The organism is Lentibacter algarum (genome assembly GCF_040580765.1).
GTDB classification, from domain to species: domain Bacteria; phylum Pseudomonadota; class Alphaproteobacteria; order Rhodobacterales; family Rhodobacteraceae; genus Lentibacter; species Lentibacter algarum.
In genome coordinates this window covers 1,158,402-1,183,675 of record NZ_CP158687.1, presented here as the reverse complement: position 1 = coordinate 1,183,675, position 25,274 = coordinate 1,158,402, and the positions used below count along the sequence as shown (strand labels likewise).

General features: G+C 57.1%; 23 protein-coding genes and 1 tRNA gene. 10 read left to right on the top strand and 14 right to left on the bottom strand.

What is annotated here, in order from left to right:
- Nucleotides 1-127: 127 nt before the first annotated feature.
- From rpmF to DSM117340_RS05630, 8 genes are all read left to right on the top strand, one after another.
- Entirely contained in the window at nucleotides 128-334 is a 207-nt protein-coding gene (gene rpmF, locus DSM117340_RS05665) for a 50S ribosomal protein L32 (RefSeq protein ID WP_089888470.1), read from the top strand.
- A 15-nt stretch (nucleotides 335-349) separates the two neighbouring features.
- A complete protein-coding gene (gene plsX, locus DSM117340_RS05660; protein WP_177170627.1) occupies nucleotides 350-1,477 on the top strand; it encodes a phosphate acyltransferase PlsX in 1,128 nt (375 codons plus the stop codon).
- A complete protein-coding gene (locus DSM117340_RS05655) occupies nucleotides 1,474-2,448 on the top strand; it encodes a beta-ketoacyl-ACP synthase III (protein ID WP_089888468.1) in 975 nt (324 codons plus the stop codon). The genes plsX and DSM117340_RS05655 overlap by 4 nt, the downstream gene beginning before the upstream one ends.
- A gap of 107 nt (nucleotides 2,449-2,555) precedes the next feature.
- Nucleotides 2,556-2,858, top strand: coding sequence for an integration host factor subunit alpha (gene ihfA / locus DSM117340_RS05650; protein ID WP_089888467.1), 303 nt, complete (start codon nucleotides 2,556-2,558; stop codon nucleotides 2,856-2,858).
- Between the two features lie 14 nt (nucleotides 2,859-2,872).
- Nucleotides 2,873-3,661: a MerR family transcriptional regulator gene (locus DSM117340_RS05645; protein ID WP_245724366.1), complete on the top strand. Its 789-nt coding sequence runs from the start codon at nucleotides 2,873-2,875 to the stop codon at nucleotides 3,659-3,661.
- Nucleotides 3,662-3,749: 88 nt separating this feature from the next.
- Nucleotides 3,750-3,826 (top strand) — tRNA-Pro (locus tag DSM117340_RS05640).
- Nucleotides 3,827-4,042: 216 nt separating this feature from the next.
- On the top strand, nucleotides 4,043-5,467 hold the full coding sequence (locus DSM117340_RS05635) for a hypothetical protein (RefSeq protein WP_276990255.1): 1,425 nt from the start codon (nucleotides 4,043-4,045) through the stop codon (nucleotides 5,465-5,467).
- Nucleotides 5,468-5,587: 120 nt separating this feature from the next.
- Nucleotides 5,588-6,664, top strand: coding sequence for a 2'-deoxycytidine 5'-triphosphate deaminase (locus DSM117340_RS05630; RefSeq protein WP_089888464.1), 1,077 nt, complete (start codon nucleotides 5,588-5,590; stop codon nucleotides 6,662-6,664).
- On the opposite strand, the gene DSM117340_RS05625 is transcribed toward DSM117340_RS05630, so the two are convergent.
- The 6 genes from DSM117340_RS05625 to DSM117340_RS05600 all read right to left on the bottom strand — a co-directional run bounded on the left by DSM117340_RS05625 (nucleotide 6,661) and on the right by DSM117340_RS05600 (nucleotide 11,567).
- Nucleotides 6,661-6,819 (bottom strand): hypothetical protein, encoded by a 159-nt coding sequence (locus DSM117340_RS05625; RefSeq protein ID WP_177170626.1) that lies wholly within the window; start codon nucleotides 6,817-6,819, stop codon nucleotides 6,661-6,663. The genes DSM117340_RS05630 and DSM117340_RS05625 overlap by 4 nt on opposite strands.
- 66 nt (nucleotides 6,820-6,885) lie before the next feature.
- Nucleotides 6,886-7,545, bottom strand: a complete 660-nt coding sequence (scpB, locus tag DSM117340_RS05620; RefSeq protein WP_245724365.1) for an SMC-Scp complex subunit ScpB — start codon at nucleotides 7,543-7,545, stop codon at nucleotides 6,886-6,888.
- A 14-nt stretch (nucleotides 7,546-7,559) separates the two neighbouring features.
- Complete coding sequence (locus DSM117340_RS05615; RefSeq protein ID WP_089888461.1) at nucleotides 7,560-8,360, bottom strand: ScpA family protein; 801 nt, start codon at nucleotides 8,358-8,360, stop codon at nucleotides 7,560-7,562.
- Nucleotides 8,350-9,360: a beta-N-acetylhexosaminidase gene (gene nagZ / locus DSM117340_RS05610; protein ID WP_089888459.1), complete on the bottom strand. Its 1,011-nt coding sequence runs from the start codon at nucleotides 9,358-9,360 to the stop codon at nucleotides 8,350-8,352. Before nagZ ends, DSM117340_RS05615 begins: the two co-directional genes overlap by 11 nt.
- Nucleotides 9,357-10,352, bottom strand: a complete 996-nt coding sequence (locus tag DSM117340_RS05605; protein ID WP_089888457.1) for an SPOR domain-containing protein — start codon at nucleotides 10,350-10,352, stop codon at nucleotides 9,357-9,359. Before DSM117340_RS05605 ends, nagZ begins: the two co-directional genes overlap by 4 nt.
- Nucleotides 10,353-10,421: 69 nt before the next feature.
- Nucleotides 10,422-11,567: a hypothetical protein gene (locus tag DSM117340_RS05600; protein ID WP_089888455.1), complete on the bottom strand. Its 1,146-nt coding sequence runs from the start codon at nucleotides 11,565-11,567 to the stop codon at nucleotides 10,422-10,424.
- Nucleotides 11,568-11,650: 83 nt separating this feature from the next.
- On the opposite strand from DSM117340_RS05600, the gene typA reads away from it, so the two are divergent.
- Complete coding sequence (gene typA / locus DSM117340_RS05595; protein ID WP_089888454.1) at nucleotides 11,651-13,468, top strand: translational GTPase TypA; 1,818 nt, start codon at nucleotides 11,651-11,653, stop codon at nucleotides 13,466-13,468.
- A gap of 57 nt (nucleotides 13,469-13,525) precedes the next feature.
- Here the strand turns inward: typA and DSM117340_RS05590 are convergent, their stop codons facing one another.
- From DSM117340_RS05590 to recA, 4 genes are all read right to left on the bottom strand, one after another.
- Entirely contained in the window at nucleotides 13,526-14,071 is a 546-nt protein-coding gene (locus DSM117340_RS05590; RefSeq protein WP_089888452.1) for a histidine phosphatase family protein, read from the bottom strand.
- Between the two features lie 36 nt (nucleotides 14,072-14,107).
- Nucleotides 14,108-14,395 carry a DUF1330 domain-containing protein gene (locus DSM117340_RS05585; RefSeq protein WP_089888450.1) on the bottom strand — a complete coding sequence of 96 codons (288 nt, stop codon included), beginning with the start codon at nucleotides 14,393-14,395 and terminating at the stop codon, nucleotides 14,108-14,110.
- A 1-nt stretch (nucleotide 14,396) separates the two neighbouring features.
- Nucleotides 14,397-17,069: an alanine--tRNA ligase gene (gene alaS / locus DSM117340_RS05580; protein WP_089888449.1), complete on the bottom strand. Its 2,673-nt coding sequence runs from the start codon at nucleotides 17,067-17,069 to the stop codon at nucleotides 14,397-14,399.
- Between the two features lie 121 nt (nucleotides 17,070-17,190).
- Complete coding sequence (recA, locus tag DSM117340_RS05575; protein WP_089888447.1) at nucleotides 17,191-18,285, bottom strand: recombinase RecA; 1,095 nt, start codon at nucleotides 18,283-18,285, stop codon at nucleotides 17,191-17,193.
- A gap of 174 nt (nucleotides 18,286-18,459) precedes the next feature.
- On the opposite strand from recA, the gene DSM117340_RS05570 reads away from it, so the two are divergent.
- Nucleotides 18,460-19,056, top strand: coding sequence for a gamma-glutamyl kinase (locus tag DSM117340_RS05570; protein WP_354689917.1), 597 nt, complete (start codon nucleotides 18,460-18,462; stop codon nucleotides 19,054-19,056).
- Here DSM117340_RS05570 and DSM117340_RS05565 read toward each other — a convergent pair.
- The 4 genes from DSM117340_RS05565 to DSM117340_RS05550 all read right to left on the bottom strand — a co-directional run bounded on the left by DSM117340_RS05565 (nucleotide 19,043) and on the right by DSM117340_RS05550 (nucleotide 25,146).
- On the bottom strand, nucleotides 19,043-21,370 hold the full coding sequence (locus DSM117340_RS05565) for an ATP-binding protein (RefSeq protein ID WP_354689916.1): 2,328 nt from the start codon (nucleotides 21,368-21,370) through the stop codon (nucleotides 19,043-19,045). The two genes, DSM117340_RS05570 and DSM117340_RS05565, sit on opposite strands and share 14 nt — an antisense overlap.
- A gap of 102 nt (nucleotides 21,371-21,472) precedes the next feature.
- Nucleotides 21,473-22,645 carry an RsmB/NOP family class I SAM-dependent RNA methyltransferase gene (locus tag DSM117340_RS05560; protein ID WP_089888444.1) on the bottom strand — a complete coding sequence of 391 codons (1,173 nt, stop codon included), beginning with the start codon at nucleotides 22,643-22,645 and terminating at the stop codon, nucleotides 21,473-21,475.
- On the bottom strand, nucleotides 22,645-24,093 hold the full coding sequence (guaB, locus tag DSM117340_RS05555) for an IMP dehydrogenase (protein WP_089888443.1): 1,449 nt from the start codon (nucleotides 24,091-24,093) through the stop codon (nucleotides 22,645-22,647). The genes DSM117340_RS05560 and guaB overlap by 1 nt, the downstream gene beginning before the upstream one ends.
- A gap of 72 nt (nucleotides 24,094-24,165) precedes the next feature.
- On the bottom strand, nucleotides 24,166-25,146 hold the full coding sequence (locus tag DSM117340_RS05550; RefSeq protein ID WP_177170625.1) for a tellurium resistance protein: 981 nt from the start codon (nucleotides 25,144-25,146) through the stop codon (nucleotides 24,166-24,168).
- Nucleotides 25,147-25,274: the final 128 nt, after the last annotated feature.

Genomic DNA, 25,274 nt, shown 5'->3' with positions numbered 1-25,274 from the left:
GCGCTCTTACGAATTTAGGGTTGGACAGGCTCACAGCTTTTGCATAAGAGCAGTCTGAACCCGAACACACAGGGCTTCGCCCTTCTGAAACTGGGCTCTTTTGCCCCTAGATAATTGAGGTTGCGACATGGCTGTCCAACAGAACAAAGTATCCAAATCACGTCGCAACAACCGTCGCGCGCACGATAGCCTTACGGCTGCAAACCCTAACGAGTGCCCAAACTGCGGCGAACTCAAGCGTCCACACCACGTGTGCCCCGATTGTGGCCACTACGCAGATCGCGAAGTGATTGCCGTGGCGGACGAAGTCGAGATCGACGAAGACGCGGCATAAGCCGAGCCTTTTCGCATGAGCCAGACAATCACGCCCAAGCCTGCACCTTCAAACCCGCAGGCGGAGCGCATTGTCATATCGGTTGATGCTATGGGAAGTGATAAAGGGCCAGCGGCGATTGTCGCTGGCTGTTCACATTCCGCTAAGAAAAACAAAGACATTTTCTTTCTCCTGCACGGCCGCAAGTCCGAGCTGGAGCCCCTTGTCGCACGCAAAAAGAATTTGCGCGGCCGTTGCACCATCGTTGATGCCGAAGGCATTGTTTCGATGGAGGACAAGCCGTCTCAAGTCATGCGTTCAGGCAAAAGTACCTCTATGTGGTCCGCGCTTGAAAGCGTGCGCAACAAAGAGGCGACGGTCTGTGTCTCTTGCGGCAATACGGGTGCGCTCATGGCGCTCTCGGTCATTCGCCTGCGCAAAATACCGGGTGTCTATCGCCCGGCAATTGCTGTGCTCTGGCCCTCGCGCAATCCGCAGGGCTTTAATGTTATGCTTGATGCCGGCGCCGACATCCGCGCCGATGAGCGTGATTTGCTACAATACGCCTTGATGGGCGCCTCCTATGCGCGCAACGGGCTTCACCTCGCGCGCCCGCGCGTCGGGTTGCTCAATGTTGGAACAGAAGAGTTCAAAGGCCGCGCCGAAATTCAGGCCGCAAATGAGCTGATCGCCGAAAATGCTGACGCAGCCAATTTCGAATATGTCGGCTTCGTCGAGGGCAGCGATCTGCCAGGAAAAAAATGCGATGTCATCGTAACAGACGGTTTCACTGGCAATATCGCGCTAAAAACGGGCGAAGGCACCGCCAGCCTGATCCGCGATCTGCTGCGCGAAGCCTTCAACTATACGCCGCTGTCTCGCCTCGCCGCCCTGCTCGCCTTTACCTCGCTCAAGCGCCTCAGCAGTCGCATTGATCCACGAAAAGTCAACGGTGGTATCTTCCTTGGCCTTAACGGAACAGTTGTGAAATCTCATGGCTCTGCTGATGCGACAGGCGTTTCAGCTGCAGTGAAGCTCGCTTTCCAGCTGGCGCAATCAGGCTTCAATGAAAAACTTGCCGCCCGTATTTCGGCCGCCACAATGCTGGCCTCCGAAGCAGGGACAGAGCACATAAAAAATTCTGAAGAAGAGGCCAACTCATGACAAAACGTGCCGTCGTCGTTGGCTATGGCCACTATTTGCCAGAGCGGATCGTGGAAAACGCCGAATTCGAATCTTCGATCGACACCACAGACGAGTGGATTCGCACGCGCTCAGGAATCGAGCGCCGTCATTTCGCCGCCGAAGGGCAGCATACCTCTGATCTTGCGGCCGAAGCCGCGAAAGCCGCCCTCGCACAAGCAGGTCTGGCGGCTGGCGACATCGACGCAATCGTCGTTGCCACGTCCACTCCTGATCTGACCTTTCCTTCAGTTGCGACCATGGTGCAGCAAAAGATCGGCATGGAGCGTGGCTTTGGCTTTGATGTTCAAGCCGTGTGCGCAGGATTCGTCTTTGCCCTCACAACAGCAAACGGGTTGATCCTTTCAGGCCAAGCCGAACGCGTGCTTGTCATCGGCGCCGAAACCTTCAGCCGCATCATGGACTGGACAGATCGCGGAACCTGCGTTCTCTTCGGCGATGGCGCGGGTGCACTCATCCTTGAAGCTCAAGAGTGCACAGGCACAACCGCTGATCGCGGCATCCTTTCTGCGGACCTCAACTCTGATGGTCGCTACAAAGACATGCTCTTTGTAGATGGCGGCGTCTCCTCGACAGGCACGTCTGGTAAATTGCGTATGCAGGGCAACGCCCTCTTCCGCCAAGCCGTTGAAAAGCTGGCCTCAACAGCCGATGCTGCCCTTCACAAAGCGGGGCTCACGCACAGTGATGTCGACTGGATCGTGCCCCATCAGGCCAATATCCGCATCATCCAAGGCACGGCCAAAAAGCTCGGTGTCCCAATGGAGCGCGTCGTGCTCACAGTGCAAGACCACGGCAACACCTCTGCCGCCTCGATCCCACTTGCGCTCTCTGTCGGAGCCGCGAAAGGCAAGATCAAAACAGGCGATCTCGTCCTCACCGAAGCCATCGGCGGCGGTCTGGCGTGGGGTGCGGTCGCAATCCGTTGGTAAAACGCTAGGAATGCGTCTCATTTATTGCTGAAAAGCTGCACGCCAAGCCATTGATATTGACTCGGAATCTCTCTCAGGCCTATGCTTGGCCAAACGGGGGAATAGTTATGAGCGAAAAAACACTTACACGTATGGATCTGAGCGAAGCAGTCTTTCGCGAAGTCGGCCTGTCTCGCAATGACAGCGCGCAGCTTGTCGAAAGTGTGCTCCAGCATGTCTCCGACGCGCTGGTCACAGGAGAGCAAGTCAAAATCTCGTCCTTCGGAACCTTCTCTGTCCGCCAAAAAACGGCCCGCGTCGGTCGCAACCCAAAGACTGGCGAGGAAGTTCCCATCAACCCCCGCCGCGTTCTGACCTTCCGCCCCTCGCACCTCATGAAAGACCGGGTCGCCGCAGGCAATAAGCGCTAGGAGCGTCTCACAGCATGGCAAAATCAGCCGAAGCATTCCGCACCATAAGCGAAGTGGCCGAATGGCTTGACTTGCCGACTCATGTTTTGAGGTTCTGGGAAAGCAAATTCACACAAGTAAAACCTGTGAAACGCGCAGGTGGGCGCAGATATTATCGCCCCAATGATATGGTGCTGCTCGGCGGCATTAAAAAGCTATTGCATGATGATGGAATGACCATCAAAGGCGCACAAAAAATGCTGCGTGATCATGGTGTTAAACATATCTCAAGCCTCTCACAGCCGCTCGACGGTGAGCTTGCAGAGGTCGTGAGTGATACCAATGCGATCGACATGGTCGTGGACGCGCCGAGCGCGCCCAAGCCCGAAGCAGACATCGTGCCCTTCACACACCGCAAAAGCACCGACGAGTCCGAGGCCACAGAGACACAAGCACCAGAAGACACCTCCGCCGAGGCGACACCGCAAAACCCGACGCCTGAGGCCGCGGCGCCTGAGGATGCCGCCAAGGCAGACGAAAAAGCAAATTCCGAAGAGTCAGAGGTCGATAGCACATCTGGCCTCAAGACACAGCCTTCGGCTCTCCCTTCCTTTCTGCAAGCTGCTAAAGAACCCACAGAAGACGGCCAAGCCTCTCCCCCCTTGTCTCTGTCGATCACGCTACCTGATGATCCAAGCGACACCGAACTTGATGTCAGCGCAGGCCTTCTCAGCCGCGTCGCCGCCTTCAAAGCCAGCCCTGATAGCGAAACGCGCCGCGCTCTGGAGCAAGCCCGCAACGCACTCAAAGCGCTCGCCTCCTAAGCCTGTAAGGCTTTGACACACTTGGCCCAAATTACACAGAGATTTGCCCTTGCCCTCTGGCTCAAAACCGCTAATAAGCAGCCTTAGTCGGGCTATAGCGCAGCCTGGTAGCGCGTCCGTCTGGGGGACGGAAGGTCGCAGGTTCGAGTCCTGCTAGCCCGACCATTTCACCTTTTCCCCAGATTTTTGAGCCAGCTACCAGCAAAACAGTCACCAAACTGTTTCCAGATATGCCCCTCAATCAGCATGCTAATTTCTTGCCAAACCCGTTGCTTACACTATGTCTAAATTTAGGGATGTTTGCATGCAGCCTCGGGCTTTCCTGACTGCATTTAAAAAGTAACGCTCGGGCTTTGCACTCCGAGCATGGAGTGTGCGCCTGTGCCGATAGAAACCAACCAGTATTTTTTCGGGAACTCGCTTGTCAACTTTTCCGAAGGGGGCGCCCAAACCAACCTGCCCTATTGGCTCAACCAACTCACTCTGGAAGCCGGAGGAACTTATGACGTGAACGGCGGCTTCGGCTTTCTGCGCCAGTTCGCCGACCGCCTTGAGCCCGCTAACGAATGGGGCTTCCAGGGCATTACAGGTCAGTGGGACGATGACACGGAGCGCTTTGCGGATCAGGCGTTTAGCCAAGTGATCATAACACCAGGCAATTTTATCCAAGACCTCGCGCCCACAGCCAACTATCCCGACGGCAACATAAGCCCAGTCGATGCCACCGAGTCGATCCTTGCCACAGTGCTCACCGATCAACCCAATGCGCAGATTTTTGTCTACCAAGGCTGGAGCGATCTCGCGGCCTTCAGCGAGACCTTCCCACCAAGCGAAAGCAGTATCGAGCGCTATTACGATTACAACCAAGAAGACTATCATACTTGGTTTGTTGACTATGTTGACACGCTCAACGCCAGCACGCCTGACGCCAATATCACGCTCATTCCCGTCGCTCCTGTGCTCGCCTCCCTTCTCGAAGAGGGCGGCCCGCTGGCTGCCATCAGTACAACCGAACTTTTCACAGACAGCGCCCCGCACGGCACAGAGACAACATATTTTCTTGCCAGCCTGATCACTTATCAGGCCACAAATGGCGAACCCGCTCCTGCAAGTTTCGACGTGCCCGCCAATATCCACCCACTCGTCGCCGAAAACTATACAGAGCTGCTCGATTACATCGAAGTTCAAACCACAAACTATATGGATATGGTCGTTCCCACACCAGAACTCGAACCAGAGACACCTGTTGAAGAAACGCCCGAAGAGGAAACCGTGGACGAAACGCCAGAAGAGCCGATCATTGCGCCAGAGGCCGCCCCGCCACCAGAGGTCACGCCAGATCCTGCTCCCCTGCCAGCTCCCGAGGCCGAAGTCGTCTCCCCCCCAGAACCGGAGCTTGCCCCCGAAGATACACCTGAGCTTGAGGGCTCTCTGGAAGCTGAGCGAGCGCCTGCATTAGAGCTGCCGCCGGCATCAGATACAAATCTTGAGCCTCCAGCCGAACCTGAGACTGAGACTGAGACTGAGACTGAGACTGAGACTGAGACTGAGATGTGGCGGGGTCAAGAGCTTGAGCAAGGCGTTACAGTTGCCGATATGATGGCTGCCGAAGCCCTTTATTGCACGCCAGAGCAGATTGCCGAGGCCGAAGCCTTCTATGCTGCCGAACAAAGTGGTGACCTCGGCTTCCCGACAGTCCCGATGAGCACATTTTATGCCCAAGAAAGTCCCTATAACGACAGCGAAGAAGACGAAAGCGCGCCACTCTCCGCAAGCCTCAAGACCATTGTGACTGATATTCTATAGTGCCACGGACCTAACGGGCGACAAAACTTGAGCAATCAGACGGCAGGGATGCATTTTTCCCTGCCTCTCAGCCAAAAACTTGATAAAAGCTGCGCAACCTTGCCCGTGAAAGGACACAGTATGACAGGCGTTCTGGCCAGCCAGCAGCTTTACGAGATGATCGCCCGTGGCGAAATCTCCGCTCAAGACGACTATGCCGAAGGCCAAATTCAGCCGGCTAGCCTCGATCTGCGTCTCGGAGCGCGCGCCTATCGTGTGCGCGCCTCATTCCTCGCGGGTGCAGGCCGTACAGTTGCCGAGCGCTTGTCCGAGTTCGAAATGCACCAGATAGACCTCAGCCAAGGCGCCGTGCTTGAGAAAGGCTGCGTCTATGTCGTCGAGCTACAAGAAAGCCTCGCTCTCCCTGAAGGCATCCAAGCAGTCGCCAATGCAAAAAGCTCCACGGGCCGCCTTGACTTGCTCACCCGTACAATCACAGACGGCGGCGAAGAATTTGACCGCATTCCAGCGGGCTATTCAGGCCCGCTCTATGCCGAGATTTGTCCGCGCTCCTTCTCTGTCCTCGTGCGCCCCGGTATGCGCCTCAACCAGATTCGCTTCCGCGATGGCCAAGCGACACTGAGCGACGCTGATCTGCGCGCCCTTCATGCAGAAATCCCGCTGGTTGATGGCAGCACCCCCGTGATCAGTGAGGGGCTCGGCTTTTCCGTTGATCTGCGCCCCGAAGGCAGCACCCTCGTTGGCTATCGCGCTAAGCCTCACACTGGTGTGATTGATCTGGATAGGCTCGGGCACTACGCCCCCGCCGACTTCTGGGAAGAGGTCCGCAGCGACACCGGCCAGATCATCCTTGATCCAGGCGCATTTTATATCCTCGTAAGCAATGAAGCCGTCTGCATCCCGCCAGATTGCGCTGCCGAAATGGCACCCTATCTCGCGATGGTCGGTGAGTTCCGCGTGCATTACGCAGGCTTTTTTGATCCGGGCTTTGGCTATGCCGCAGCAGGCGGCGCAGGCTCGCGCGGTGTGCTCGAAGTGCGCTGCCACGAAAGCCCCTTTGTGCTAGAGCATGGCCAGATCGTTGGCCGCTTGGTCTATGAAAAAATGTCACAAACGCCCAAAGAGCTCTATGGCGAACGGATCGCCTCAAACTATCAAGGCCAAGGCCTCAAGCTCTCCAAGCACTTCAAATCTTAAAATCGACCTGCGCGCCGCGCCATACGGGAGGCTTTGTTCAAGCCCTTGGTCGCAGCACTTGCGCCCTTACCCCCGCCTGCGCGTTTCAGCCCCGCGCTCACAACTTTGCGCATCACCATGCGCAGCACCATATTAATAAGCCTATTCGCATTCATATTGGCCTCCTTTACCTGCTCAATCCGCAATATAAGCAGCCATTGTGCGTAAAATAAGGCATTCCCTCAGTCCTCAAAGAGCTCGCTCTGTCCCTCTTGCACTTCTTCGATCAAGTCCTCGTCGCCTTCGCCCAAAGTAGGCATATGGCTCGGTGGCAAACGGCTCTCCAAAAGCCCTGAGGCGCGAAGCTCTTTCAATCCAGGCAGATCGCGGGCCGATTCCAGCCCGAAGTGGTCCAAAAAGTCCTGCGTCACAACAAAAGTCACAGGTCGTCCCGGCGTCATCTTCCGCCGCCCGAAGCGAATCCATTCCATTTCCAAAAGCTGGTCCACAGTGCCACGGCTCACGCTCACACCGCGAATTTCCTCGATCTCGGCACGCGTGACAGGCTGGTGATAGGCCACAATCGCCAATGTCTCGATGGCCGCTCGGCTAAGCTTGCGTGTTTCAACCGTTTCTTTTTGCATGAGAAACGACAGATCAGGCGCGGTGCGCATCGCCCAAGCATCGCCCACTTTAACAACCCGCACACCCCGTCCCTCATAGCGCTTGCGCAAATAAACAAGCGCCTCAGCGGCGTCACTCCCGTGAGGCATTCGCGCATTAAGCTCCGCCACAGTCACCGTCTCGCTAGAGGCAAACAAGATCGCCTCAACCATCCGTTCCTGCTCAGCGATGGGGGGCGCCTCAAAGAGGCTTTCCTCTTTTTCTTCAATATGTTCCATGTCGTCATTCATGTTCAATCACGGCTTTCATTTCTGCGGCGCAGCTCTATTGGCGCAAATGTGTCTGACTGGCGCAGCTCCACGCGCCCTTCCTTGGCAAGCTCCAGAGAAGCGGCAAAAGTCGAGGCCGTGGCCGAGCGGATCCGCGCGCGGTCCTTGTCCCAGCCTTCGGGAATATAACTCGAAATATCAGTCCAATTTCCCGCATAGCCGATCAGCCCGCGCATCCGCTCCAGCGCATTCTCAAGCGTAAACACAGAGTCGCGATCCATAACAAACGGGCGAAACTCATCGCGCGTGCGCAGCCGCGAATAGCCCTGCATCAGATCAAGCAGCGTGGCGGTGTATGTCACCTTCTTCACCCGCGTCACATCTTCGGGGAGACCACGCGCAAAAAAATCGCGGCCCAAACGGTCTCGCCCCATAAGCCGCGCCGCCACGTCGCGCATCGCCTGCAAGCGCTCAAGTTGAAAGGCCAGATGCGCAGCAAGTTCCTCGCCGCTGGGCCCGTCCTCAGACGGATCAGGCGGCAGCAACAAACGCGACTTCAAAAAGGCAAGCCATGCCGCCATCACAAGATAATCCGCCGCAAGCTCAATGCGCAAAGACTTGGCCTTTTCGACAAAGGCAAGATATTGCCGCGCCAGTTCAAGAATGCTGATTTTGGTCAGATCGACTTTCTGGGTGCGCCCCAGCGTCAACAGAACATCAAGCGGCCCTTCAAAGCCACTCACATCCACAATCAGCGCCTCCGCAGTCATACGGTCGGCGACACTTAGTTTTGTCTGATCTTCTTCAAAGTCATCAGCTGTCATACACGCGCCCATTCAAAAGCGCTTCAAGCTCGGCTTCTATGGCCGAAATGTCAATATCGTCCGGCTTTTGACGCAGAGCAAGTGCCCGCTCGGCCCGTTCTTGCGCCGCATCACTCATCTCGCCAGCAGCCTCTGCCACAGTGCGACGCTCTTCCAAAGTGCCATTACAATGCAAGATAACATCACAGCCCGCCAGAAGTGCCGCGCGGCTCAAATCGCCCAGATCACCGTTGAGCGCCTTCATGGAGATATCATCGGTCATGATCAGCCCGTCAAAGCCAAGATCACGGCGGATCAGCTCCATCACAGACGCGCTCAGCGTCGCAGGACGTTCGTCAATCTGCGGATACAGAATATGCGCCGTCATCCCCATGGGACAGTCTTTTACCGCAGCAAAAGGCGCACCGTCCGTAGCAATAAGTTCCTCACGACCAATATCGACGCTCGGCAGCTCAAAATGACTGTCAGCCACAGCGCGCCCATGGCCGGGGATATGCTTGGCCACAGGCAAAACACCGCCATCAAGCATACCACGGGAGGAAGCTGCACCAATCTCGGCAATCGCTGCAATATCAGTACCATAGCAGCGATTTTTCAAGAAAGGATGTGTCTCGGGAAAGGCAATGTCGAGCATCGGCGCGCAGTTGCTGTCGATCCCGCAGCGTTTCAGCTCATGCGCAATCAGTCGAAAACGCAGATAAAAGCTGCGCGCAGCGTTTTCGCCTGCAAGCTCGGCCTGCTCCAATGGCGGCAGCCACTCGCGCCAGAGAGGCGCGCGCAAGCGCTGCACACGCCCGCCCTCTTGGTCAATGGTAATGGGCGCCTCGCGCCCCACAGCGTCCCGCATCTGGTCACAGAGCCGCGCAACCTGTGCCTCGGTCCCGATATTGCGCGCAAAGAGGATGAACCCGAAAGGGTTCACATCGCGAAAAAACGCCCGCTCCTCCCGCGTAAGCTGATGCCCGTCCGCATCAAGGATGCTCGCGCCAAAACGGCTCATTTGCTCACCACAGGAATACAATCGGCGCGCTCGGCCACAAGCGCCGCACAAAAGCGGCGTGAGTCTGACAGATCTGCAAAGCCCATTGCGCGCAGGCGGTAAAACACACGCCCGCCACTTTCAGCCCGCTGGATCACACGCTCTTTGCCGTCCATGTATTCGCCAAATTTGGTTACAAGCCGCTCCCACTCGCGCCCCGCCACTTCAGCGCTGTCAAAGGCGCCAAGCTGCACAAGCCGTGTGCCCACAGGGATACTCCCCGCCTCGCTTGTCAACGCCGCCAAAACGGCCGCCTCTGTCGCCGCAGGCGCAACTGCCTTAAAGGCCGCCGGGCGCAGCTTGGGGCGCAACGACGTGCTCACAAGAGACGCTTTGACAGGCTCCGCGACTATATTATCCTCAACAGCCGTCACCTCAGGCACAGCCTCAATGACAGCCGTCACAGGCTCAGCTGGCACAACCACGGCCACAGGCGTTACCGTCTCGACTTGCGCTTCCTGAGCGGCCAAAGGCGCAACCCCATCTGCAAGCGCCTCTGCCAGCGCACGGATCGAGGCCATTTGGGGCGTCAAAGGTTCGGCGTCACTTTCTTCAAGAGACACACCAGCCTCACTGCGCACCACAGGGCTAGGCGCAACAATACCCGCCAAGGGCTGGTCTTCTTCTGTCAGATCCACGGGCTTGGGCGCAAGAACAAGCCGCTCTGCGGGCTTCTCAGCGCCGCCTTTAGCCATAACTTCATTCACAGACAGCCCTTGATGCGCAGCCAACTGCCCACCCGGCTTCTCAGGCGCCATGCGCATCGGCTCATTCGACGCCGCACGCACAACGGGCACACCGCTCACATCACGCGCCACAACTTTATACCCCCAAACACCAATCCCGACCATCAAGCCAAGCGAAACAACTGCGCCCGCGTAATTCGTAAGTGTTCCAAGAGAATAAGCTGCAGAGCTGCTCTGCCGCGCTCCGCTATATGGGAGTTCTGCCATCGAATGCCTCGTTTTTTATGCGCAAATCTATGCTGCGCTTATCACTGCTCTTTGCGCTGGCCTCACTCTTCAGGTGATTTCATCCAACGCCTTTGTTCCGACAATAGCGAATCCGCTGCAAAACACAACTTCGCAGGCATCAATAACACGTGGGCAAATGGCTTTTTCGCCACGGTCCTGAGCTGCGGCCCCAGCATCAAGGAGCAAATGTGCCACCTCGCACAAATAGAGCGCCAAACGCTGCGGCGCGCCCAGATCATGAGCAAGCTCCAGCACCCGCGCATACCCTGCCACCAAAAGAGCCAGACGGCGTGTCGCGGCGTCCCAAACCTCAACAGGTTCAGCGCCCCTCAATGCCGAAAGTTTTGACGCTGCATAATGCAACAAAAACGCAGGGTTCGCCCGCTCAGGCTTTGCATGGGCCCGCTCTGTCAGGTCAAGCACGCGCTCCGCGCGGTGGCACAGCACATAAAGCCGCGCGAGTTCGGCGTGCTCGCCCCCAAGCGTTGGTATGTCCGCCGCGGCCAAAGCAGTGCTACGCAAGCACGCTCTGTCACCCAATGCCGCTTCATAAAGCCCCGCGCGAAACCCGCCGCCAATCCCCGCAAAGAGCGTGACCTCCTCGTAAGCTTCAGATGCCGCCCAAATATCTGAGAACGTCGCCAAAAGGCCCCGCCACTCCTGTTCTGTCGCCGCACCATAGGAAGCGTCTGGACCGATCAACGGCAAAAGCCGCGCCTCAGCCCCCTCAGTCGCAGCCGAGGGATCGCATATCTCGGCCTCAAGCCCAAGCGCGCGCGCCACAGCCTGCGCTGCCTCGCCCGTCCAGCGCTGCCGCATATCCTCAGGCGCATCCAAGCAAATCGCGAGCCGCCCCTGGCGCGGCTTGGGCAAAAGCTCCGCCTTCCCCAGCACCCCTGTAATAAAGTCCTGCTCAAGCCTCAGATTGACAAACCCTGCGCCCGCCAAAGACGCGCTGGCGATGCCCTTAACGCCCCCCAAAGCCTGCGCCAGATCAGCGCCAAGCGCGCGCGGCGACACACCAAGCCGCTTTGCCATCACCAACGCAGCATTGATCGAAACATCGCCATGCAAGGCATCTTTCGCCGCCACACAGTCGAACCCGCGAAAGAAATCCGCCTCTCGGCCCGTTATCTCGGCCAAAGCCCCCACAACACAGGCATCTAATTGCTCATAAAGCCCCATACGTGACATAAATGCACTCCGCCCCTTATTCTGACTGGCCTTTCGTCCCCGCGCGGTATATCGGCCCTCAACGAACAACCCAAGGACATATCATGGACCTGCGCAATATCGCCATCATCGCCCACGTTGACCACGGCAAAACAACTCTCGTGGACGAACTTCTGAAACAGTCCGGCGCGTTTCGGGCCAATCAGGACGTGGCCGAGCGCGCCATGGACAGCAACGACATCGAGCGCGAGCGTGGTATCACCATCTTCGCCAAGCCGACCTCTGTAGAGTGGAAAGGCATGCGCATCAACATCGTTGACACGCCCGGCCACGCCGACTTCGGCGGCGAAGTCGAGCGCATCCTGTCGATGGTTGACGGTGTTGTCCTCCTCGTGGACGCAGCCGAAGGCCCGATGCCACAAACCAAGTTTGTGACGTCAAAGGCCCTCGCCCTCGGCCTGCGCCCGATCGTTGTCCTGAACAAAGTCGACAAAACAGACGCCGAGCCTGACCGCGCGCTGGACGAGTGCTTTGATCTCTTCGCATCCCTTGATGCAAATGACGATCAGCTCGACTTCCCGCATATGTACGCGTCTGGCCGTTCTGGCTGGGCCGATCACGAGCTTGACGGCCCGCGCAAAGACCTTTCGGCTTTGTTTGACCTGATCGTCAATCACGTGCCCGCTCCCAAGCAAATCGCGCACCAGAACGAAGACTTCAGCATGCTGGCCACAACTCTGGGCGCAGACGCCTTCGTTGGCCGCGTTCTGACGGGTCGTGTCGAAACAGGCCGCCTCAAAGTCGGCGCAACTGTTCAGGCGCTCTCGCGTGTTGGCCAAAAGATTGAGCAATTCCGCGTGACCAAAATTCAGGCCTTCCGTGGCCTTGCCCAGCAAGACATCGAAGAAGCCCTCGCGGGCGACATCGTATCTATTGCAGGCATGTCCAAAGCCACAGTGGCCGACACAATCTGTGCGCTCGCCGTTGATACGGCCCTGCCCGCACAGCCAATCGATCCGCCCACAATCACAGTCACATTCGGCATCAACGACAGCCCGCTGGCTGGCCGTGAAGGCAAAAAAGTCCAGAGCCGCGTCATCCGTGACCGCCTGATGAAAGAAGCCGAAAGCAACGTCGCCATCAAAGTCACCGACACACCTGGCGGCGAAGCCTTTGAAGTCGCTGGCCGTGGCGAACTGCAGATGGGTGTTCTGATTGAAAACATGCGTCGCGAAGGCTTTGAGCTTGGGATCTCCCGCCCCAAAGTGCTTCTGCGCGAAGAAGACGGCAAAACACTTGAGCCTATCGAAGAAGCCACAATTGACGTGGATGACGAATACTCAGGCGTCGTGATCGAAAAGCTGACAGGCGCGCGCAAAGGCGAGCTGGTCGAAATGCGCCCAGCAGGCGCAGGCAAGACCCGCATCATCGCCAATGTCCCCTCACGTGGCCTGATCGGTTATCACGGTGAATTCCTCACAGACACCCGCGGCACAGGCGTTCTGAACCGCGTGTTCCACGGTTGGGCGCCCCACAAAGGCCCAATGCCAGGCCGCCGCGCTGGCGTTCTGATCTCCATGGAAGATGGCGAGGCCGTGGCCTACGCTCTCTGGAACCTTGAAGACCGTGGTAAAATGTTCATTGGCGCACAAACCAAGATCTACCAAGGTATGATCATCGGTGAGCACAGCCGCGAGAACGATCTGGAAGTGAACCCGCTCAAAGGCAAAAAGCTCACAAACGTGCGCGCATCAGGCACAGACGAAGCCGTTCGCCTGACAACGCCGATCACCCTGAGCCTTGAAGAAGCGATTGCTTACATCAACGATGACGAACTCGTTGAAGTCACGCCAAGCTCGATCCGCATGCGCAAGCGTCACCTTGACCCGCATGAGCGCAAACGCGAGTCAAAAAAGCTCTAATATAACAAAGCCCCGCTCAAACGAGCGGGGCTTTTTCGTTCTGGCAACTCTGCTGTTTTACTGCGGCGGCTCTATCAAAATACGCCCAGTCACGGTGAGCGCGCCATCGTTAAGCTCGGCCACAATAATCTCGCCTGACTTTGGGAAAACACCTGTCAGCGCGGTAATATTAACCTGATGTGTCACCAGCAGCACGCGCCCTTCGCTCGCGGACAGTGCCGCAAGCGTCGCAGCCGTCTGACCAACACGGTCACCTTGTCCGGCAAAGAACGAGTTCAGCGATGGCAGCGCCTGAACGGCCCCCATCTCAATCAAAGCGGCCGTTTCGCGGCAACGGCACCATTGGCTTGTGAAGACTTTGTCAAATTTCACACCGCGCAACCGCAGTTCGGCACCAATCGCGCGCGCCTGACCCCGCCCCCGCGCATCAAGATTGCGCTGCGTCTCACAGTCCTCAAGGACAAATTGTGCAGGATCGCCTCCGCCCGGCGCTAGCGCATGGCGCATAATCGCAATCGCCCCGTCCCGCTCCAGTGCAGCCCAACCATCTGCCAAAGCAGGCAGAGGCAAAACCAACAAAAGCAGGCACAAGACACAACGCATCACAGCTCTCCTCACCTGTTCAAGGCAAGGATGGCGTTATTCGCTGACTTCAACAACCATCAATTCGCGCTCTGACGCGCCTTTGGCATGGGTCAATGCCTCTTGATAGGCATCCGAATTGTAGCACTCAACAGCCGCTTCAAGCGTCGGAAAACGCGCTACAACATTGCGTGGGCGCTCCTTGCCCTCAAGCTGCACAAAGCGCGCCCCACGGGCGATAAACACACCCCCGTGCGCCGCAATGGCTGGCCCCGCAAGCTCCGCATATTTTGCATAGGGCTCGGGGTCCGTCACAGTAACATGGGCAATCCAAAGAGCTGACATATCAAGCCTCCAAAACAGATTTCGCCGCCGCAATCGCGGCCTCGGCATTGCTGACATCCGCACCACCGCCCTGCGCCATATCAGGACGGCCGCCGCCACCCTTGCCGCCAAGCTCAGGCACAGCAGCCTTCACAAGATCCACAGCTGAAAGACGGTCGGTCAAATCAGAGGTAACGCCTGCCGCCACAGCGGCCTTACCGCCCGTATCTGCAATCAAAAGCACAGCACCAGAGCCAATCTGGCCCTTATGCGCATCAATCAACGCAGGCAAATCCTTACCCGAGACGCCAGAAAGCACTTGAGCAATAAGCTTTATGCCATTGATCTCAATCGCTTCTGCGCCACCGTCCTTCGCACCGCCCGCCATCGCCAACTCGCGGCGCAACTGCGCCACTTCATTGGTCAGCGCCTTGCGCTCATCTATCAGCGCTTTCACACGTGCAGGCACATCCGCCGCAGGCGCTTTCAGCTCCAGCGCCAGTTCCGCTACGCGGGCATCCTGCGCACTCAAATAGTCAAACGCGGCCTTGCCCGTGAGCGCTTCAATTCGGCGTACACCCGCACTCGATGCAGAATCCCCGAGCACCACAAACAACCCAATATCACCTGTCTGGCGCACATGCGTGCCACCACATAGCTCAATCGAATAGGTGTGCCCGTCGCTGCCCTTGCCCGAGCCACTCTCATGGCCCATCGAAACCACACGCACTTCGTCACCGTATTTTTCGCCAAAGAGCGCCTGCGCGCCAAGCTCACGTGCCTCATCAGGGGTCATAACCCGCGTCACAACAGGCGCATTCTGGCGGATACACGCGTTTACATCCGCTTCGACCTGCTTGATCTGGTCCAGTTCCAAAGCCTTGGAGTGACTAAAGTCAAAGCGCAGCCGATCATCCGAATTGAGCGAGCCACGCTGTGCCACATGGTCACCAAGCGCCGAACGCAACGCCTCATGCAAAAGGTGCGTCGCCGAGTGATTGGCACGGATCGCGCTGCGGCGCCCATGTTCAACCTCAAGCGAAACCGTGTCACCGACAGACAAACCGCCCTCGCCCGCAACAATCATATGACCAAAGATTTTACCGTCGGCATGCTTGCGCGTGTCACTCACACGGCTCACCTGCTCCATATTTTCCAAACGGCGCATCAGGCCGCTGTCGCCAACCTGCCCGCCCGATTCCGCATAAAATGGCGTCTGGTTGAGCACAGCCCAGCCCTCTTGCCCTTCGGCAAGCGTCTTCACGCGCGCGCCATCCGCCACCAGCGCAAGAACCTGCCCTTCGGCCACTTCCGTGTCATAGCCAAGAAATTCGGTCACGCCTGCATCATCGGCGATATCAAACCAGACACTCGCATCCGCAGCATCACCCGAACCGGACCATGCAGCGCGCGCCTTTGCTTTTTGCTCGGCCATAGCGGCCTCAAAGCCCGAAACATCGACCTCGCGGCCCTTCTCACGCAACGCATCCTGCGTCAGATCAAGCGGAAAACCAAAGGTGTCATAGAGCTTAAACGCAGCCTCGCCCGAAAGCGCAACGCCCTCGCCCAGCCCCTCAACCTCATCGTCCAAAAGCTTCAATCCGCGTTCAAGCGTCTGCTTGAAGCGCGTTTCCTCTAGCAAAAACGTCTCTTCAATCAGCGCCTGTGCGTGATTCAGCTCGCCATATGCTCCGCCCATCTGGCGGACAAGCGAGGGCACCAGCTGATGCATCACAGGGTCTTTCGCCCCCAAAAGATGAGCATGACGCATCGCACGGCGCATAATACGGCGCAAAACATAGCCGCGTCCGTCATTTGACGGCATAACGCCATCCGCAATCAGAAACGCAGTCGAACGCAAATGGTCTGCAATCACACGGTGGTGCACATTCTGTGCGCCATAAGGGTCAACGCCCGTGGCATGAGCAGATGCTTCGATCAGTGCCTTGAACAAATCAGTATCGTAATTGTCATGGCTGCCCTGAAGCAGCGCGCCAATGCGCTCAAGTCCCATACCCGTATCAATCGACTGCATGTCGAGATTGCGCATAGAGCCGTCCTCAAACTGCTCGTTCTGCATGAAAACAACGTTCCAGATCTCGATAAAGCGGTCGCCGTCTTCTTCTGGACTGCCGGGAGGGCCACCCCAAATATGCTCACCGTGGTCATAAAAAATCTCGGTGCAAGGCCCGCATGGCCCCGTTGGACCCATCTGCCAATAGTTGTCTGACGTCGCGATGCGAATGATGCGCTCTTCAGGAACGCCCATCTTCTTCCAAATCGCAAAAGCCTCATCATCGGTATGATAGACCGTCACGGTCAGCTTGTTCTTGTCGATCCCGAAGTCTTTGGTGATCAGCTCCCACGCATAGGTGATCGCCTCTTCCTTGAAGTAATTGCCAAAGCTGAAGTTGCCGAGCATCTCAAAAAACGTGTGGTGGCGCGCCGTGTAGCCAACATTGTCCAGATCGTTATGCTTGCCGCCCGCGCGCACACATTTCTGCGCTGTCGTTGCGCGGTTGTAGTCACGCGTTTCAACACCCGTAAACAAGTTCTTGAACTGCACCATCCCAGAGTTGACGAACATAAGCGTCGGGTCATTGCGCGGCACAAGCGGGCTTGAAGCGACAACTTCATGACCTTGCTTTGCAAAGTAATTCAAAAAGGTAGAGCGGATTTCGTTCAGGCTTGGCATGTGATGTTCCGACGTAATGAGATCCGTCACGGTTTAGCCGCCATACCCGCTCATGTCCACATGACAAAAAGCGCCAGAGCAGCCTCCTGCTCTGGCGCATATGTCTCTACCAGCGTCTCGCTTACGCTTCGAGAATATCCTCGTCATCACTGGACTTTGAAGACGCCATTGTCGGCTTCTCGTCGTCAAAGTCGAGCCCATGCGCAGCACGGATCTTGTCTTCGATGTCATAAGCGATATGCGGGTTGTCTTTCAGGAACTGACGCGAATTTTCACGGCCTTGCCCAATACGCTCGTCCCCATAGCTAAACCAAGCGCCCGATTTCTGGACAATCCCGAGATTTACCCCCAAGTCGAGCAACTCACCCGTCTTGGAAATCCCCTCGCCATACATGATGTCAAATTCCACCTGCTTAAAGGGCGGCGCCACCTTGTTCTTAACAATCTTCACACGCGTCTGGTTGCCCACAACTTCGTCACGGTCCTTGATCGAACCAATCCGGCGAATATCCAAGCGCACAGAGCTATAAAACTTGAGCGCATTACCGCCTGTGGTCGTCTCAGGGCTGCCAAACATCACGCCGATTTTCATCCGAATCTGGTTGATGAAAATCACCATACAGTTGGACCGCGAAATCGAGCCAGTCAGCTTACGCATCGCTTTACTCATCAGGCGGGCATGCACACCAACGCTGGAATCGCCCATCTCGCCCTCAAGTTCTGATTTCGGCGTTAAAGCCGCAACCGAATCAACAACAACAAGGCTCACCGCGCCAGAGCGCACAAGCGTGTCGATGATTTCAAGCGCCTGCTCGCCCGTGTCAGGCTGTGAAATCAGAAGCTCATCCAGATCAACGCCAAGCTTTTTCGCGTATTGCGGGTCCAGAGCATGCTCCGCATCCACAAACGCCGCAACACCGCCCTTTTTCTGCTCTTCAGCCACACAATGCAGTGTCAGTGTCGTCTTGCCCGAGCTTTCAGGGCCATAAATCTCAACGATCCGCCCTTTGGGCAGACCCCCAATGCCAAGCGCAATATCCAGCCCGATAGACCCTGTCGATGTCGACTCGATCTGCTGAATTGCGTTTTCACTCCCCATTTTCATGATGGAGCCTTTACCGAACTGCCGTTCGATCTGTGCCAAAGCGCTGTCGAGCGCCTTTTGCTTGTCTGCGTCGCGCTTGTTTTTCATGTCTAAAAGGTCTGCCGTTGCCATTGTTATGCTTCCTTATTTCACACCCCGCCCAAGGCGGCAATCACTGCAAATGTTCTGCTTGTGTTCTTTATGTGATCAAAAAGAGAACATTACAACACAAATTTTACATTCCTGACTGTTCCTGAAAGAAGTTAAAGAGTAGTTTACAAGTATGCCCAAGCCATTGGAGGTTGGATGCTGATCTTTTCAAAAGCCAAGTTGGTTCTGTTTTCGGTTCCCAAAACAGGCACCACCGCAATAGAGACAGCCCTCGCGCCCCATGCCGCCATCGCCCTACTTGATCCGCCTGAGCTCAAACACGCACCAGTGTATCGCTACAATCGCTTCTTGCGCCCGATGGTTGAGAAATTTATCGACGACGAGGTCGAGACACTCGCCGTCATACGCGAGCCCGTCAGCTGGCTTGGCAGCTGGTATCGCTATCGTCAGCGCCCCTTCCTGTCAGGCCGCCCCGTCTCAACGGAAGGGCTGAGCTTTGATCAGTTCGTCGAGGCCTATCTTGCGGAAACACGCCCCGCCTATGCCAATGTCGGCGCGCAATCAAAATTCGTGGAACCTCGCCCCAACGGAACCGCAATCACGCGCTTTTTCAAATATGAAGAGCTACAGGACTGCGTTGCCTATCTTGAAGAGCGACTTGAGCTCGCCATTTCGCTGCCTCAGGTAAATGTCTCCCCCAAACAGGATCTGGAGCTGTCACCCGCTCTCGAAGCGCGGCTGCGCACGGCCTGCGCTGCAGACTTCCATCTCTGGAATTCTATTCCTTCATAGGCTCAGGCTGCGCCACGGCTTTTTGGACAACCTCTGCAAGTTCAGCCAAAGAAAAAGGCTTTTGCAAAAAGGACGAGTTCAAAATCTCAAGGCCATTGTCGCTGAACACGTCTTCGGCATACCCCGATACAAAGACCACGCTGACATCGCTACGCATCTCGCGCGCCCGCGCAACCCACTCGGGGCCCTTCAGACCCGGCATAATCACATCGGTCACAAAGACATCAATATGCAGGTTCGGGTCGCGCACCAAGTCAAGAGCCTCCTCCCCGCTTCCCGCTTCCAGCACAGTAAAGCCCTTGAGCTTAAGCGCACGCGATGCGAAGGCGCGCACAGGCGCTTCATCTTCGACCAAGAGAACAACCAAGCTGGGCAGCTCCTCGCTCTCGATGACTGGCGCCTTTACGTTTAACGTCTCTTCGATCTCGACAACCGGCTGCGTCGGAAGGATCAACGTAAAGGAACTGCCTTTGCCAACGACACTATCCGCAAAGATAAACCCGCCTGTTTGCTTCACAATCCCGTAGGCTGTGGAAAGCCCAAGCCCCGTGCCCTCGCCGGTACGCTTTGTTGTGAAAAACGGCTCAAAAATCTTTTGCAGCTTATCCCTTGGAATCCCGGTTCCCTGATCAATCACCTTGATCGACACATAAGACCCAGGCGGAACTTCGGCTCGGTCGCGCTTGAGCGGTTTGACCAAGTCGAGCGCCTCTGTACGGATTTTGACAATGCCCCCCTTCGGCATTGCATCGCGTGCATTCACCACAAGATTCATCACAACCTGTTCAAGCTGGCGCTTGTCTGCACGGATCATGTGGTTGCCCGTGGCATGCTCAAATTCAAGCTGCACCCTCTCGCCCACAAGCCTGTTCAGCAGATGCGTCAGCTCTGACAGCGTATCCTGAATATCGATGGTCTGTGGGCGCAGCGTTTGCTTTCGTGAAAAGGCCAAGAGCTGACTTACAAGCGCGGCTGCGCGATTGGCATTCTGGGCGATTTGCTCCAGATCGGAGAAATCGGGATCCGCCTCATCGCGCCGATGCATCAACAAGTCGCAATGCCCCGTAATCGCCGTCAACAGATTGTTAAAGTCATGCGCAACCCCGCCTGCAAGCTGGCCAATCGCTTGCATTTTTTGGCTTTGTACAAACTGCGCTTCAAGCGTCTTGAGCTCGGTCGCGTCGTTCAAAACAGCAACCAACACATTCTCATCGCCCTCACGAGCTGGCTTCAGCGTCACCTGAACAAAAGTCTCCACATCTCCGCGCCGCACCTTCAAGAACTCGGACTGTCGGCTGACACGGCCCAGAACCGTATCTTGCAACCAGTCCTTGATCGAGCGGCCAAGGCCTTCCAGAATGGCGCCAAGGCTCTCGCCCACAAGGTCATCCCGCCCGAGAAGATCGCGCGCAAGCTTGTTTGACTCCGTCACAATTCCATCAGGTCCAAGTTTCAGCAGCGGAACGGGCAGCGCATCAAAAAACCGTTGGCTCTCGGGCAACTCGACCAAAACGTCATCGGTCGGGACAAAAGCGATCTCTCGTCGCCCGATACCTGTGGAAAGCTCTGTCGCCACACAGCTGACTGTGCCTGTCTCCGCAAGCACCTCTTGCAAACGGTTCAGCTTGAGCGGCATCTCGGGGATCAACCGATCAAGCGATTTAACGCGCTCCCCAAAAAAGCGCCGCGCAGAAGCATTCATATGCAAAATTGTGTCCTGCCGGCCCACGACAACAACAGGCAGTTTGGCTGCCCCGCCGGGCGCGCTTTCGCTGGGCGCCGCAGGCAGATCTTCAAGCCGCCAGATCGCATTTCCATCGGTGACTTTGTGGCAAGACAGCCGCAAATGCGCATCCTGCGTCACAACATCCTCGCGGGCCGCACCAGCCTGCCCCGCCTTCATATAAAGCCGCGTCACAAGACCGTTCGGGTTCATCACCACGGTCGAAAGAGCGGCCTCGACAGTCTGGGGAACAAGGCTAAACTTCTCCTGCGCGGCCGCGTTGCGATAGGAAATATCCCCGACATCGTCTGCCACAAAACAGGCCGCCACATCATGCTCCACAAAACTTGCAATCGCCTTGAGCGCCCGCGCGTTGTTGCGCTTGGTCCAGACTGCGGAAATGAGGCTCAGCAGACCAAGACAGACGAGACTTGTCCCGACAATCGCCGCGCCAAGCTGAATGTGTTCTGATGGAGCAGCAACCGACACAGCGTAAGCCATGACAGCTATTACAAACAGTGAACTCGCCCGCGGCAAAAGGCTCAGAGACGACGTCGTCACTTTATCAGGCGTAAACGCTGCGTAGCTCACAAACGGGCGCCAATCTGGGTTTGACACAAGACTATGCCAAATAGGTTAAGCCAAACTTAAGACTGAACCGATTGAATTTCACGTTAAAAGTGCATTTACTCGTTACTTGCGCGTAAAGATTGCGCCAAAAAAGCCGTCGCCGCCCGCAGACGGCAGCCAGCGCTGTTGTGCCGTGCAGCTCCACTCAGGCGCAAGCGCCTCAAAGCGTGCAACAACATCTTCATTTTCGACACGCAAAAGCGAGCATGTCACATAGGCAAGCTGCCCCGCCTCAGAGACATGATGTGACGCAGACTTCAAAACGTCAACTTGCGTATCACAAAGCTCAATCAAGCGCTCTTCTGTCAGCTGCCACTTGCCAGCTGGCGAGCGCCGCCACGCACCAGAGCCTGAGCAAGGTGCATCGCATAAAACAAAGTCAAAACAATCTTCTGCGGAAAGATCCTCAAGTGATGTAACGGTGATGCTCGCGCCTGCCCGTGTGGCCCGCTCGGGCAAATCTTTCATCCGCTCGGGCGCAATATCTGTCGCCACAATCTTGGCATCCGAACGCGCTGCAATGGCAAGGCTCTTGCCGCCACCGCCCGCGCAATAATCCAGCACGCGCATCGCACCCTCCAAGGGCAGCCAATCCACAACAGCTTGGCTAGCGGCGTCCTGCAGCTCAATCAAGCCATCTTCAAACGCATGGGTCAGGCGCACGCGCCGCGCCCCTTCGACTACTTTCAAAGCCATCTCAGACAGCGGGTGCGCCTCGCTGACAACGCCCTCCTCTGCCAAAGCGGCCTGAGCCTCGGCGACAGTTCCATAGAGCGGATTAACCCGCAAAAACACATCCGCACGCTCGCGCATGAGGCTGGCTTCCGCTGCAGCCCCCTCGCCCAAAGCTGCCTCAAGTGCAGGCCAGAGCCACTCCGGCATATCACAGGCTTCAGCCCCTGCCTCGGGCGCACGTCCGCCCGCCAGCTCATCCTCACTTAGGGGCGCAGGCGCATGGCCTTCACCAGAGAAAATACCAGCAAGATCAGCGCCTTCCGCACGCATCGCTCCCAGCATCAAGCTACGCCCTGTCACGTCTTCGCCGCCCCCAAGCGCCGCGTAAGAGCGCATGCAGCGCAAGGCCTGAAAGACATGGTCACGTACAGACGCACGGTCTTTGGACCCCGCATAGCGACTGCCGCGCGCCCAACCTGTAAGCGCTTTTTCCGCAGGCTCGCCGCCGAGGATCACATCAAGAATTTCTGCGGCCGCGGCCACCCGTGCTGCTGGTGTCATTACCCTACCCGATAGTTAGGAGATTCTCGTGTGATCTGCACGTCATGGACATGGCTTTCCTTGAGCCCTGCCCCCGTGATTTTCACAAAACTACAGTTGCTGCGCATATCTTGCACAGTCGCATTGCCCGTATAGCCCATCGCCGCACGCAAACCGCCCACAAGCTGATGCACAACCGCGCTGGCGCTGCCCTTATACGGCACCTGGCCTTCAATCCCTTCAGGGACAAGCTTGTCGCTGGCCGCATCTTTCTGGAAATAGCGGTCGGCTGACCCACGCGCCATCGCGCCAAGGCTGCCCATCCCGCGATAAGACTTAAACGAACGGCCCTGATAGAGGATCACTTCACCTGGGCTTTCATCTGTCCCAGCAATCATACTGCCTACCATCGCACAGGAGGCTCCCGCCGCAATCGCCTTGGCAAAATCGCCCGAGAACTTGATGCCGCCGTCCGCAATCACAGGCACATCGCCCGCAGCGCGCGCGCAATCCATAATTGCCGTCAGCTGTGGAACGCCCACACCTGCAACCATCCGTGTGGTGCAGATCGAGCCTGGCCCGATCCCCACTTTAACAGCGTCCGCTCCCGCATCGATCAGCGCGCGCGTGGCCTCGCCCGTCGCAACATTGCCCGCGATCACTTGAATCGCGTTGGAAAGCCGCTTGGCGCGCTTCACCGCTTCAATAACACCCTCAGAATGCCCATGCGCCGTATCCACAACGATAATATCACAGCCCGCATCAACAAGCGCCTCGGTGCGCTCAAAGCCGCTCTCGCCCACACTTGTCGCCGCAGCCACACGAAGCCGCCCAAGCTCGTCTTTGCAGGCGGTCGGGTTGAGCACGGCTTGCTCGGTGTCTTTGAGTGTCAAAAGCCCCGTGAGCTTGCCCTTACCATCATGCACCAGAAGCTTCTCGATGCGACGCGCGCGCATCAGGCTCTTGGCCTCCTCAAGTTCCGCAGGCTCGGCCAGCATCGCGAGGTTTTCAGATGTCATCATCGCATGCACAGGCGTGTCGTCTGAGCTGGCAAACCGCATGTCGCGGTTTGTCAAAATGCCCACAACATGGCCGCGCTCATCCACGACAGGAAAGCCAGTGAAGTTGTAGCGCTCCACAAGCGCTTTGGCGTCCGCCAGCGTCTGGTTCACTTTGAGCGTCACAGGGTTGTAAACAATCCCGCTCTCAAAGCGTTTCACACGGCGCACTTCGCGCGCCTGCTCTTCAACACTCAGGTTCTTGTGAACAACTCCGATGCCGCCCGCCTGCGCCATGGCAATCGCCATACGCGCCTCGGTGACGGTGTCCATCGCCGAGCTCAACAGCGGAATATTCATCTTAATAGATCGCGTCACAAATGTGCGCGTGTCTGCGGTGCTCGGCAAGACAGCCGAAGCAGCAGGAACAAGTAAAACATCATCGAAGGTCAGGGCCTCACGAATCTCCATAGGACATCTCCAAAGTAGGGTTCGTTTGACGCCTCCCTATTTCACGCATTCGCGAAGAGGGAAAGACCAAAGTCACGCTTTTGCGGCATTGGTCTTCAACGCAAGTTGCCCCGTCATCCACATTCGGATCACTTTAACAGCGATGTAAGGGACGATCGTGCTCGCCGCGACAAGGGCAATCCCGCCCACCAGACGCTCCGCCACGCCCCCTGTTTGGCCCGCAAGGCTCAGCATCGCTGTGGCAAAGGCGCTGAGCGGAAAGGTGAAGGACGCCCACATGGGGCTAAAGCCTGCCTCCAGCAAACTCTTCAATGAAATAAGCAGCCCAAGCAATATGAGCGCGGCTACGCCCGCAAACACCTGCGCCAGAAGTGCTATCACAGGGTAATCCTGCGCAGGGAAGCCCAGAGCCACGATCACAAAGAGAGACGCCGGCGCCAAATGGATCGCCAGCATCGGACGCAAAGGCGCAGGCGGCACATGGTGGCGCAGCTGCATCGCACTCACCCCCCAGATCAACAAGGCGGCGCCCAAAGTCGGCCAGAAAATCGCTTCCGCCAGCCCGTAAAACCCAAGGTTCACAGCTGAGACCGCCGCCACAATAAACCCGACAAAACTCAGGTGCCACAGCGGCGTGACTTGGCGCTGCTCTTTCGGCCCGCTAACAAGAACATAAACCACCAAAATCGCCATACCGCCTTGCACAGCCAAAGCCAGATACAGAATCCGCTCAGCCCACTCTGGCGCAATTGGCACAAGCCCCGCTGCCAAAATCGCAAAGCAAACGCCAAAGGCCGCCAGACCGCCCCGCCCGGGCAAGATCCGTGCATCCTCCACAAGCGTTCCCGCGCGCAACATGAGCTTTCGCATGTAAGCCACTGCAGCTATAATGAAAATGATCAGCACACCGCCCAAAATTGCCTCCGATATGCCCGCAGGGAGGATCGACGTATTCGCCGCGGCCCGCCACGAAAGCGAAAGCCCAAACATCCCCAAAATCAGTGAGAAAATCGCGGGTGGCGTCTGCTCGCCAAAGCCTGTTTTCGAACGCATCACATTCCCCTTACAGCATATTTCCCAAGCCATACGCCCTTCGCGCCCCAAACCCAAGATAAACAATGTCGCAGGCTTGCCAAAGACGCGCCGCCGCAGCACTCTGCGCCCAAACGACAGGAGCATAC